General features: G+C 70.2%; 9 protein-coding genes. 8 read left to right on the forward strand and 1 reads right to left on the reverse strand.

The genetic code is table 11. The features are described from left to right. The first annotated feature begins 82 nt into the window (after positions 1 to 82). The 6 genes from ACSMTC_RS25890 (at position 83) to ACSMTC_RS25915 (ending at position 8,572) form a co-directional block, all read left to right on the forward strand. Entirely contained in the window at positions 83 to 1,306 is a 1,224-nt protein-coding gene (locus ACSMTC_RS25890) for a sensor histidine kinase (protein ID WP_436562102.1), read from the forward strand. Continuing rightward, on the forward strand, positions 1,294 to 1,938 hold the full coding sequence (locus ACSMTC_RS25895; RefSeq protein ID WP_436562103.1) for a response regulator: 645 nt from the start codon (positions 1,294 to 1,296) through the stop codon (positions 1,936 to 1,938). Before ACSMTC_RS25890 ends, ACSMTC_RS25895 begins: the two co-directional genes overlap by 13 nt. 92 nt (positions 1,939 to 2,030) lie before the next feature. Beyond that, entirely contained in the window at positions 2,031 to 2,918 is an 888-nt protein-coding gene (locus ACSMTC_RS25900; RefSeq protein ID WP_436562104.1) for a DUF4097 family beta strand repeat-containing protein, read from the forward strand. 407 nt (positions 2,919 to 3,325) lie between these two features. After that, a complete protein-coding gene (gene dusB / locus ACSMTC_RS25905; RefSeq protein WP_436564811.1) occupies positions 3,326 to 4,573 on the forward strand; it encodes a tRNA dihydrouridine synthase DusB in 1,248 nt (415 codons plus the stop codon). A gap of 564 nt (positions 4,574 to 5,137) precedes the next feature. Continuing rightward, positions 5,138 to 7,846, forward strand: a complete 2,709-nt coding sequence (gene ppdK, locus ACSMTC_RS25910; RefSeq protein WP_436562105.1) for a pyruvate, phosphate dikinase — start codon at positions 5,138 to 5,140, stop codon at positions 7,844 to 7,846. Positions 7,847 to 8,077: 231 nt separating this feature from the next. Then, positions 8,078 to 8,572 carry a ribonuclease gene (locus tag ACSMTC_RS25915; RefSeq protein WP_436562106.1) on the forward strand — a complete coding sequence of 165 codons (495 nt, stop codon included), beginning with the start codon at positions 8,078 to 8,080 and terminating at the stop codon, positions 8,570 to 8,572. A gap of 216 nt (positions 8,573 to 8,788) precedes the next feature. On the opposite strand, the gene ACSMTC_RS25920 is transcribed toward ACSMTC_RS25915, so the two are convergent. Further along, positions 8,789 to 9,511 (reverse strand): GNAT family N-acetyltransferase, encoded by a 723-nt coding sequence (locus tag ACSMTC_RS25920; RefSeq protein ID WP_436562107.1) that lies wholly within the window; start codon positions 9,509 to 9,511, stop codon positions 8,789 to 8,791. A 688-nt stretch (positions 9,512 to 10,199) separates the two neighbouring features. On the opposite strand from ACSMTC_RS25920, the gene ACSMTC_RS25925 reads away from it, so the two are divergent. Together ACSMTC_RS25925 and ACSMTC_RS25930 are read left to right on the forward strand one after the other, a co-directional pair. Continuing rightward, a complete protein-coding gene (locus tag ACSMTC_RS25925; protein ID WP_436562108.1) occupies positions 10,200 to 11,144 on the forward strand; it encodes a PAC2 family protein in 945 nt (314 codons plus the stop codon). 238 nt (positions 11,145 to 11,382) lie between these two features. Further along, positions 11,383 to 12,342 (forward strand): SGNH/GDSL hydrolase family protein, encoded by a 960-nt coding sequence (locus tag ACSMTC_RS25930; RefSeq protein ID WP_436562109.1) that lies wholly within the window; start codon positions 11,383 to 11,385, stop codon positions 12,340 to 12,342. Positions 12,343 to 12,434 lie beyond the last annotated feature (92 nt).

Raw genomic sequence — 12,434 nt, forward strand, 5'->3', positions numbered from 1 at the left:
TTGGGGGTGTACCTAGCTACAGCATTGATTCGGATGCCTACTTCATGGATCGGCCTGATCTGGTGCCCCTAGGCTGTGCGGCATGTCGAACTCCGCCCTCCGCCGTGTTCACGCCTGGGGCGCCGAGCACGCCCCGTGGTCGGCGGCCACCCGGCGGGATGCGGTGTTCATCGCAGCCGGAGTCCCGCTGGGCCTTCCCCCTGTTCTCGCCCTGTGCGTAAGCAAGTTCGGCGAACTGCTCCCCGTCGTTGTGCTCTGCCTCGATCTGCTGACCGTCACTCAGCGAGGCCGCTTCCGCGAGCTGCGCGGTCTGGTGATCCCCAGCAGGGTGGGTCCGGACGCCACCTGGCTGGCGCGCCTGCGCTCCGGCTTCACCTGGCGGCAGGCCGGGTATCACCTGCTGGCCGCACCGGTTATCGCGATCGGTTCCCTGCTGGTGCTGGCCACCGGAGGAGTGGGGCTGGTGCTGGCCACGATCTATGGTTGGGCCAATCTCCTGTCCAGGGACAGCTCTCTCCGCTTCTCCACCGGCTGGACGGTGACCGGGGCCGGGCTCACCTCCGTCGGTCTGGCTCTGCTGCTCGTGGTTCCCTGGGCGGTGGCCTGGCTGGCCAGGATCGACGAGCGAGCGGCCCGTGCTCTGCTCGGGCCGAATCGGGCGGAGGTCCTGGAGCGTCGAGTTGAGGATCTCGCCGAGAGCAGAGCCGGCGTGGTAGACGCGGCGGATGCCGAACGCCGCCGGATAGAGCGGGACTTGCACGACGGTGCCCAACAGCGCCTGGTCTCATTGGCGATGAATCTGGGCCTGGCCCGACGCACGCTCAAGGACACACCATCCGAAGCGATGCAGGTCATCATCGAGGCACACGAGGAGGCCCAGGCTGCCATCGCGGAGCTGCGTGACCTCGTCCGAGGGCTCCATCCCGTGGTCCTGGAGGATCGGGGTCTGGACGCGGCACTCTCCGGCGTCGCCGCCAGGGCCCCGGTTCCGGTCCGTCTAACGGTGGACCTCCCCGACCGGCTCGAACCGACGGTCGAGGCGGTGGCCTATTTCACCGTCTCGGAGGCCTTGGCCAACGTTGCCAAGCACGCCCGAGCCTCCCGCGTCGATCTGTCGGTGCGACAGGACTCCGGCCGGGTCCGAATCATCATCACCGATGACGGAGTCGGCGGCGCCGACCCGAGCAGAGGTACCGGGCTCATCGGGCTGCGCAAGCGCGCGGCCTCGGTGGACGGCACCTTGGCCATCACCAGCCCCGTCGGGGGTCCGACCACCATCACCGTGGAGTTGCCGTGCGAGCTGTGATCGCTGAGGACTCGGTCCTGCTTCGAGTGGGCCTGGTCAAGGTCCTGGAAACAGTCGGATTCGAGGTCGCCGCCGCAGTCGGTGACGCCGAGGCCCTGCTCATAGCCGTGGAGGAGCACAAGCCGAAAGTCGTCGTCGCAGATGTCCGGATGCCGCCGGGCTTCACCGACGAGGGAGTCCGGGCCGCGCTGATGATCCGTCGGCAGTGGCCGGAGACCGCAGTGCTCCTGCTCTCCCAGTACGTGGAGGAGCGGTACGCCGCGGACCTGCTCACCGGGAACACCAGCGGGGTCGGCTACCTCCTCAAGGAGCGGGTCGCCAATGTGGACGACTTCGTGGAGGCACTGCAGCGAGTGGCGGAGGGTGGTACCGCGCTGGATCCGGAGGTGGTGGCCCAGTTGCTGCTCCGGCGTCACCGCGATCCGCTGGAGCGCCTGACCTCCAGGGAGCGGGATGTTCTGGCACTGATGGCCGAGGGCCGTTCCAACACGGCCATCGCGGAGTCCCTGGTGGTCAGCGACAGCGCCGTCGCCAAGCACATCAACAGCATCTTCATGAAGCTGGACCTGCCGCCGGCCGAAGTGTCACACCGAAGGGTGCTGGCCGTGCTCCGCTTTCTGGAAGTGGGGTAGCCATGGACCGCCAGGACCCGGCCGAGGGGGCAACCGCTTGGGGGCGAACAGTCAGCGGCGGAGTGTGGCGGCGGATCGGTGTGATCGTGTTGGTGATCACGCTGTTGGGCGGCGGAGTGACGGCCTGGTCCGAGTTGAACCACCAGCGCCGGACAGCTCACCGCACCTTCTGGCAGTCGAGCAATCCCATCAGGACGGTCGAGGTGAGTTCAGGAAGCGCACAGGTCCTGGTCGAGGCAGGCGCACCCGACCGGGTCACGGTCAAGGAGGACCTGGGCTGGGTGGTGAGCCGTCCGTCCGTCAGCACCCAGGTGGTCGGGAGCACCCTACGAGTCGCCGTTTCGTGCGGAGGCCCCATACCGGTGATCGGCTGCAGTGTCGCGCTCGACATCCAGGTCCCGACCGAGACCGAAGTACACACCCAGAACAGCTCTGGAGGGACGCTCATATGTGGCGTCTCCGGCGAGATAAGAGCGAGAACGACCTCCGGCCGGCTACAGCTGGAGGGCGTGAGCGGCCCGGTGTGGGCCAAATCGACCTCGGGGAACATCACGGCCAGGGAACTCGGAGCCCCGGTGGTCGACGCGGCGTCCAGCTCCGGGCAGGTGGACCTGGGCTTCGCCCTGCCTCCGGGATCGGTGACGGCCACCACCGTATCCGGTGCGGTCGTCGTCGCTGTCCCGGGAAAGAACACCCGCTATCGAGTGGGCGGGCACACACTCTCCCATTCTTGGAGCGTCGACCCTGACATGGAGGACAGCAGCTCAGACCGCAGGATCGACATCACCACGATGTCCGGCCCGGTGACGGTGACCTCGGTCGACTCCGGCTCCGCGTTGGCGCCGTCCAGCGCCTCGGCCACCGAGCCGGCACCTGGAGCCCCGGAGCCGGGCGGGTCGGCACCAGGTAAGTCAGCTCCCGGTGCCCCAACGCCTGGAAAGTCGGCGGCACCCGCCGCCTCGTCCCAGGCTCAGCCATAGGCATCGGCCGGCTTTGGCCTCGGCCCGGTCCGGCCGGGTCTGCTCACAGGCATCAGCCCGGTTTGGCTTGGTCACAGGCATCGAGCCGACTCTGGGTATCGATCCAGCCCTGGACACCTGAACCGGTCCCCTGCATGAACCGACCCCTTGCAGGAACCGACCTCGGGCATGAACCGACCTCGGGCCAGCCACGGCCGACCGCAGAGCCGAATGGGGGATCACCTGGGGGACAATGGAGAGTCTCGGACCGCCGCCCGCGCCGAATCACAGTCGCCCTTGCCGACCCTGAGGACTCCGCCCATATGACCTCCGTGCCCGCGTCCAGCGCAACCGCCAGCCCGACACCCGCGTCCAGCGCCACGCCGGAGCGCGGCGCCTCCCGGGTGTCCAGCGGCGCCGCCACCGCCATGTCCAGCACCGCCGCCCCCACCGCAGGCACCCCGGTCTCGGCCCCCACCCCCACCCCGACCTCCCCCACCTCGACCGCCCCCGCCCCGGCCGCCCCCACCCCGACCGCCGCCGAGTTCGCGCCGCTGAACATCGGCCCGCTGCAGGTGTGGCCCCCGGTGGTGCTGGCGCCGATGGCGGGTATCACCAACGCCCCGTTCCGGACGCTCTGCCGGGAGCAGAGCGGGGGCAAGGGGCTGTATGTGTCGGAGATGATCACGACGCGTGCGCTGGTCGAGCGGAACGCCAAAACCATGCAGTTGATCAAGTTCGATCCGAGCGAGAAGCCGCGCTCGATCCAGCTGTACGGGATTGACCCGGTGACGGTCGGCCGGGCCGCCAAGATGATTTCGGAGGAGAACCTCGCCGATCACATCGACCTCAACTTCGGCTGCCCTGTTCCCAAGGTGACCCGCAAGGGCGGTGGCTCCGCGCTGCCGTACAAGCGCAACCTGCTGCGCGAGATCCTGCGTGAGGCGGTCGGCAACGCGGGCGGCCTGCCGGTGACCATGAAGATGCGCAAGGGCATCGACGACGATCACCTGACCTATCTGGACGCGGGCCGGATCGGCGCGGAGGAGGGCGTCTCGGCGATCGCCCTGCACGGGCGTACCGCCGCGCAGCACTACGGCGGCACCGCTGACTGGTCGACCATCGCACGGCTGCGTGAGGCCGTTCCGGCGGAGATCCCGGTGCTGGGCAACGGAGACATCTGGTCGGCCGACGACGCGGTGCGGATGATGCGTGAGACCGGCTGCGACGGCGTGGTCGTCGGCCGTGGCTGCCTTGGTCGGCCATGGCTGTTCAAGGATCTGGTGTCGATCTTCGAAGGCGATGTGGACTACGCCCGGCCGACCTTCGGCTACGTGGCACAGGCGATGGTGCGGCACGCCCAGCTGCTCGGTGAGTGGCTGGAGGACGAGGCACGGGGTGTCATCGACTTCCGTAAGCATGTCGCCTGGTACACCAAGGGATTCTCGGTGGGTTCCGAGCTCCGGGTGAGGCTGGCGATGTCCAGTTCGCTGACCGAGCTGGCGGAGACGCTCTCCCAGGTCGAGCAGGAGCAGTGCTGGCCTGCTGGTGCGGACGGCCCCCGTGGCCGGACCAGCGGCAACAACCGGGTTGTGCTGCCCGATGGCTGGCTCGACGATCCGTATGACTGCGCCCTGCCCAGCGCTGAGGCCGAGTTGGACACATCTGGTGGATGACTTAGACAATATGGCGAATCTGTCGCGCTAGGCTCGATCGCCGGATCGGATGGGCCCTCTTGGACAATGTGGCCAAGGGGGCTCCTTTCTGGCAGATTTTCATAACGAAGAGCCATTGGATATCGACAGAGTGCGACGAACTGCGGATGTCGCCTACGTTGGACGGCTGACGTGCGCCCGTGACGCTTGCCACATATCGTGGCGATTGACGGCTGGTCGAGTGGGTTCGCTGGACCGTCGGGTGTGAATCGCTTCCCGAAGGGGCCTGGCGGCGGATCGGTGCGGCTGGCTGCAGGAAATCAAGTCGGGGCAACACCGAGGTCGATCGGCCGCTACTCTCTGTCCGGTTCTTCTGATCTTTGAGCTTCCGTGCCTTCACTAGTTGAACGATTGCTAGCGTCAGCCGGACGATTTCACCAACAGAGGTGAACGCCTCGATAGGCATTCGATCTATTGGGTCGCGGCCAGTTCCGGGGTACATACGGCCTATTGGCGGCGCGAAAGTGCCTTCGAAATGGGTATGTTCTCCGGCGTCAGGGCAACCGTGTGCGAGGAGACCGACCCGTGGCGGCGCAGCAGAAGTTTGTTTACTCCTTCACCGAAGGAAACAAGGACCTGAAGGATCTACTCGGCGGCAAGGGTGCGAACCTCGCCGAGATGACCAACCTGGGCCTCCCCGTCCCTCCGGGGTTCACCATCACCACCGAGGCGTGCAAGGTCTTCCTGGAGACCGGCAGCGAGCCGGCCTCGCTGCACAAGGAGATCGGCGAGCACCTTGACTCGCTCGAGCGGCAGATGGGCAAGCAGCTCGGCCAGCCCGACAACCCGCTGCTGGTCTCGGTCCGTTCGGGTGCCAAGTTCTCCATGCCCGGGATGATGGACACCGTCCTGAACATCGGTCTCTCCGACGCCTCGGTGACCGGCCTGGCCGCCCAGTCCGGCAACGAGCGCTTCGCCTGGGACTCGTACCGCCGCCTGGTCCAGATGTTCGGCAAGACCGTCCTGGGCGTGGAGGGCGACCTCTTCGAGGAGGCGCTGGACGAGGCCAAGACGGCCAAGGGCACCTCCAGCGACCTCGACCTCACCACCGAGGACCTCAAGACGCTGGTCGAGACCTTCAAGGCGATCGTGCTTCGCGAGACCGGCCGGGACTTCCCGCAGGACCCGCGGGAGCAGATGGACCTGGCGATCCACGCGGTCTTCCACTCCTGGAACGGTGACCGCGCCCGCCTGTACCGCCGCCAGGAGCGCATCCCGAACGACCTGGGCACGGCGGTCAACGTCTGCAGCATGGTCTTCGGCAACCTCGGCGAGGACTCCGGCACCGGTGTCGCCTTCACCCGCGACCCCTCCACCGGCGCCGTCGGTGTGTACGGCGACTACCTGTCGAACGCCCAGGGCGAGGACGTGGTCGCCGGCATCCGCAACACCCTGCCGCTCGCCGAGCTGGAGAAGCTCGACAAGAAGTCGTACGACGAGCTGATGGCGATCATGCAGAAGCTCGAACTGCACTACCGCGACCTGTGCGACATCGAGTTCACGATCGAGCGCGGCAAGCTCTGGATGCTGCAGACCCGGGTCGGCAAGCGCACCGCGGCCGCCGCCTTCCGGATCGCCATCCAGCTGGTCGACCAGGGCCTGATCGACCTGGACGAGGCGCTGCACCGGGTGACCGGCAGCCAGCTCTCCCAGCTGATGTTCCCGCGCTTCGCTCCGGACGCCGCTTCCAAGCAGATCGCCTGGGGCATCGCGGCCTCCCCCGGCGCCGCGGTCGGCAAGGTGGTCTTCGACTCCTACACCGCCGTCAAGTGGTCCCGTTCCGGCGAGAAGGTCATCCTGGTCCGCCGTGAGACCAACCCGGACGACCTGGACGGCATGATCGCCGCCGAGGGCATCCTCACCTCGCGTGGCGGCAAGACCTCGCACGCGGCCGTGGTCGCCCGCGGCATGGGGAAGACCTGTGTCTGCGGCGCTGAGGAGCTGGAGGTCGACACCAAGCGCCGCCGCCTGACCACCGCCGACGGCCAGGTGATCGAGGAGGGCGAGGTGGTCTCGATCGACGGGGCGACCGGCAAGGTCTACCTGGGCGAGGTCCCGGTTCTCCCGTCCCCGGTGGTCGAGTACTTCGAGGGCACCCTGCACGCCGGCGCCGACGTCCAGGGCGGGCTGGTCCAGGCCGTGCACCGGCTGATGGCGCACGCCGACGTCCGCCGCAAGCTGGCCGTGCGGGCCAACGCCGACAACGCCGAGGACGCCAACCGCGCCCGCCGCTACGGCGCCCAGGGCATCGGCCTGTGCCGCACCGAGCACATGTTCCTCGGTGAGGAGCGCCGCAAGGAGGTCGAGCACCTGATCCTGGCGGACAACGACAAGGACCGTGAGCAGGCCCTCTCCGCCCTCCTCCCGCTGCAGAAGGGCGACTTCGTCGAGCTCTTCCAGTCGATGGACGGCCTTCCGGTCACCGTCCGGCTGCTGGACCCGCCGCTGCACGAGTTCCTCCCCGACATCACCGAGCTCTCGGTACGGGTCGCCCTCGCCGAGGCTCGCAAGGACTCGAACGAGAACGACCTGCGCCTGCTCCAGGCCGTGCACCGACTGCACGAGCAGAACCCGATGCTGGGTCTGCGCGGCGTCCGCCTCGGGCTGGTCATCCCCGGCCTGTTCGGGATGCAGGTCCGGGCGATCGCGGAGGCGGCCGCCGAGCGCAAGCTGGCCGGTGGCGACCCGCGCCCTGAGGTGATGATCCCGCTGGTCGGCACCGTCCAGGAGCTGGAGCTGGTCCGCGACGAGTGCGAGCGCGTCCTGGCGGAGGTGGCGAAGTCCACCGGGGTCAAGCTGGACATCAAGCTCGGCACCATGATCGAGCTGCCGCGTGCCGCGGTGACGGCCGGTCAGATCGCCGAGGCCGCCGAGTTCTTCTCCTTCGGCACCAACGACCTGACCCAGACCGTCTGGGGCTTCTCCCGCGACGATGTGGAGGCCTCCTTCTTCACCGCCTACCTGGAGAAGGGCATCTTCGGGGTCTCGCCGTTCGAGACCATCGACCGCGAGGGCGTCGGTTCGCTGGTCAGGCACGCCGTGGAGGCCGGTCGGGCCACCCGTCCCGACCTCAAGCTCGGCGTCTGCGGAGAGCACGGCGGTGACCCGGACTCGGTCCACTTCTTCCACGAGGTGGGGCTGGACTACGTATCCTGCTCTCCCTTCCGGATTCCGGTGGCGCGCCTTGAGGCCGGCCGCGCCGCCCTTGAGACCGCGGGCAGCGACTCGCGCTGACGGGCACTGCCCGAAGCGCGGTCGGTCGCTGGCCGCAACCCCCTCCGCCGGAGGGGCGTGCGGCGGAGCTCGGCGCAGGAGAGCCGCCGTACGTGGCAGCCGGGGCGGGAACGGACAATGGCGTCCGTTCCCGCCCCGGCGGCGTTTCCCCGGGTACCGGGCCTGGGTCGGACGGGTGAGCGGGGTACCCGGTGTGTGGAAGCCTGACCGGTACCGGGCAAGCTGGAGCGCATGACCAGCCGAATCCGTCTGATCGCCGTCGTCGCCGTCCTGTGCTGCGCGGTGATCGCCGCAGCCGTCTACGCCCTGCTCGGCACCGGCAGGACGGCGTCCACCAGGACCTCCTCCCACCAGACCTCCCCGGCGGCCGGATCCGGCGGCCCGAAGCCCTCCGCCCCGGCGAAGCCGTCGGCCTCCGGCACCTGGGTGCCCACCAATCCGGCCATCGCCGACGTCTGCCGCAGCAAGCTGCCCGGCCAGGCCCAGGACACCCTCGCGCTGATCGCCAAGGGTGGCCCGTACCCGTACCGCACGGACGGCGTGGTCTTCGAGAACCGCGAGAGCAGGCTGCCCCGGCACGCGGGCGGCTACTACCACGAGTACACCGTGGTCACCCCCGGCTCGGGGGACCGCGGTACCCGACGGATCGTCACCGGTACCGCGGGTGAGCAGTACTGGACGGCCGACCACTACAGCACCTTCCAGGAGATCGACTCCCACTGCTGAACCCTGCCGGACGGCGGGCGGTGCCGGTGGAACGCCGCGATGACCGCAGGTGCGCCGGTGCCCTCCGCCCGCGGCCATGGGATGGCAGCGGGTGCGGAGGGCACCGGCGCGTCCGTGCGGTCACACCCGCGTCGGCGGGAAGAGCCGTCGGGGGCCCGCGTCAGCGGTAGGGCCCGTCCGGGCCCGGACCCGCGTCGGCGGGAAACCCCGTCGCGGTCAGACCTGGATCAGAGGGAGGCCGCCCTGTCTGAGGCACTCCTGGTTGATCTCCGGGTCGGGGGCGGTCGGCGAGGTGGCGGCGGCGATCCGGAGCTCGATGATGTCCCGGACGGCCGGCCACTCCTCGTCGAGGATGGAGTAGAAGGCGGTGCTGCGGACGACCCCGTCCAGACCCCGCGAGTGGGCGCGGCGGACGCCCTCACTGGTCGCGCCGAGCCGCTCGATGGCCGCCCGGGAGCGCTGGTTGCGGGCGTCGGCGCGCAGCGAGATCCGCTGGACCTGCCAGGTCTCGAAGGCGTGCCGGAGCATCAGCAGCTTGGCCTCGGTGTTGATGCCGGTGCCCTGGGCGCACGGCGAGAGCCAGGTGTTGCCGATCTCGGCGGCGTCCGGGACCGCGGCCAGCGGGTCGCCGTGCGGCACACCCGGCACCGGCGGCCAGACCAGCGGGCCCTGCCAGTAGTCCAGTTCCAGGAAGCGGGTGGATCCCACCACGCTGTCGTCCGCGGTGTTCACGATGGCGAACGGCAGCGACCTGCCCGCCACCTGGTCGGCGAGGGCGCGGCCGATGTACTCCCGGGCGGCTTCCAGGCCGTGCGGAACGGGAGTGAAGGCGTAGGTCGCACGGTCCTCGGCGCCGGCCACGGCCAGTGCCTCGGCGTGGTGTTCGGAGAGGGGCTCCAGCCGCACGCTACGGCCGATGAGGGTTACGGGTACGGGCACGGATCCTTCGGTCCTTCGGCGGTCGGAGGGCCCTCCGTACCGGAAACTGGCGGCACGAAGGCGGGGGTGTCTCAGCACGTCCGGGTACGGGCACGGGTCTTCGACCGCGTCCGGCGGGATGAGAGAAAGGACAGTGTGCGTCCGAAAGATGGCCGAGAGGGGAATGAGAGCGCGAAGAGCAGCGGGCGGCCAAGTGAAGGCAAGGTGTCTGGAGAGTGGCTGCCAGCGTACCTGGCCGGACCGGGAACACGACGTGACAGACGGCGCGACTACGGTGCGGCGATGCGAGGCAGCGAGAGGACCATACCTGCCAGAAGGCGGTGCGTCACTTCGCGGCGCGCGAACGGGGGCGCACGGCCGTTCCGGACACGCCTCCGGGGTCCGGCACAGCAGCCGAAATCGGGCGCGGGACGGGGTGTGCCAGGCCTGTCAGAACTGCTCTCACCTGCGGATTCGTGGTGGAGTGCGATGATGCTCGCCAGGTCGGGCCCGACGGGTGCCCGACGGGCGTAGTGGGCAAGCTGACACATCCTCGGCGATCCGGGAATGTCACGGTGTTGCGGCACGCTGGACAGGTGAAGAACCGGTCGGCCGGAGGGCCTCCGCAGGATCCGGCACCCGTGACGGGGCGGGGTCCGGCCGGTCGGACCGACGACGAGTGACGAGACGGAACGGGGTGGGGTGCGCGGTGCGTGATCCCGAGGAGCTGTACCAGCTGGAGCCGCAGGGCGTGGACGCGCTGGCCGAAGCCTGTGCCGCCGCCGGCACCGAGGCCGCCGGCCTGGTGCTGCTGCACCACTTCGAGGGCTTCCTGGACGCCGGCGAGGCCGGCGGCCAGGTGGTCGCCCACCTGCTGGAGCACGGTTCGCCGCAGATCGTGGCCCGGTTCGAGCACGACCGCCTGGTCGACTACCGGGCCCGCCGCCCCATGATGACCTTCGACCGCGACCACTGGACGGCCTACGAGCCGCCGGAGCTTCTGCTCCAGCTGGTCCGGGACTCGGTCGGCACGCCGTTCCTGCTGCTCAGCGGTCCCGAGCCGGACACCGAGTGGGAGCTGTTCGCGGCGGCGGTGCGCGAGCTGGTCGAGCGCTTCGGCGTCCGGCTGGCCATCGACTTCCACGGCATCCCGATGGGTGTCCCGCACACCCGCCCGGTCGGGCTCACCCCGCACGGCAACCGGGTCGACCTCGCCGCCGGCTACCCCCGCTGGTTCGACCAGGCCCAGGTGCCGGGCAGCGCCCAGTCCCTGCTGGAGTACCGGCTGTCGCAGGCCGGGCACGACGTGCTGGGCTTCGCGGCCCATGTGCCGCACTACGTCGCCCGTTCCGCGTACCCGGCGGCCGCCGTGGTGATCCTGGAGGCCGTCCAGTCCGCCAGCGGTCTGGTCCTGCCGGGCACCGGGCTGCGCGAGCGGGTCGGCGAGGTGTACGCGGACATCGAGGAGCAGCTGGCCCGGGGCGACGGAGAACTCCGTTCCGCGATCCGGGGCATGGAGGGCCAGTACGACGCCGTGGCCGGGGCGGTGGGCCGCGAGAGCCTGCTGGCCGAGGCCTCCGAACTGCCCTCGGCGGACGAGCTGGGGCGGCGCTTCGAGCAGTTCCTCGCCGAGCAGGAGCGCGGCGCGGAGTAGCGCCCCTCGCACACCCGTCCGGGCACCGCCCGTCGTGGAGCTGCCCGAGCTGCCCGAGCTGCCACGCGCCGGGTACGGCTCGACCGGGTGGGAGTCTTCGCGTAGCCGCCGTCACAGCCGGGCAGTAGCCGCCGTCACAGCCGGGCGCGGGAGCGATCGGGCGCGCCCGTTCGTTTGGGCTGGCGCGGACGCCCGGGGGCCGGGCCGTCGGAGCACGGTTGGGCGAACGGGGGAGCAGGTGGACATCAGGCGCACGGCCGTGCTGCTGGGCACGGCCGGCCTGCTGCTGACGGCCGGGTGCGGGACGGACGGTTCCGGTCCGGCGCCGACCGCATCGGCATCGGCGACGGCATCGGCCACCACGGCCCCGACCGGCCCGTATGTGGCGCTCGGCGACTCGTACACCGCCGGGTTGCGGATCGCTCCGCAGACCGGGGCCCCGGCCGGGTGCGCCCGCTCCGGTGCCAACTACCCGTCGCTGGTGGCCAGGGCACTCGGCCTGACCGGGGCGGCCTTCACCGACGTCAGCTGCAGTGGGGCGACCACCCGCGACCTGACCGGCGCGCAGCGGACCGGCGACGGCACCAACCGGCCCCAGCTGGACGCGCTCGCCCCGGCCACCCGGCTGGTCACGCTCGGGATCGGCGGGAACGACGCCGGGTTCGCGGACGTGCTCGGACGGTGCGCCGAGGAGAGCCTCAGACAGAGCCTGGTCGCGGGTCTCACCGGCGCACCCGCCGACGACTCGCCCTGTCGCCGCCACTACACCGATGCCGACGGACAGGACCAGGTGCGGGCGAAGGTCGACGCGGCCGGCGAGCGGCTGGGTGAGCTGCTGCTGGAGGTGAAGCGGCGGTCCCCGCAGGCCAGCGTCTATGTGGTCGGTTACCCGCAGCTGCTGCCGGCCGACCCGGCGGCCTGCGGGCCGACGCTGGGCCGGAGCGTGCTGCCGGGGGACATCGCGTTCCTGACCGAGAAGGAGGGGCAGCTCAACGCCATGCTCAGGAGCCGTGCGGAGGCGGCCGGCGCCAGGTACGTGGACACCTACACCCCGTCGTCCGGGCACGACATGTGCGCGGGGGAGGCGGACCGCTGGATCGAGCCGCCCTTCGCCACATCCGGCCTGGCACCGGTGCACCCCAACGCGGCCGGGCAGCAGGGCATGGCGGCGGCGGTCCTCCACGCCCTGAGGGCGTGACCGGTCGGCCGACCGGTGGCGCGATCCAACGGAACGCCGTGGCCCCTCCTGGCGCGAGCCCGCCCCCGCGCACCCGCTCGCCGCGCCGGGCG

It is taken from the genome of Kitasatospora sp. HPM-01-4 (assembly GCF_051374625.1).
GTDB lineage: Bacteria > Actinomycetota > Actinomycetes > Streptomycetales > Streptomycetaceae > Kitasatospora.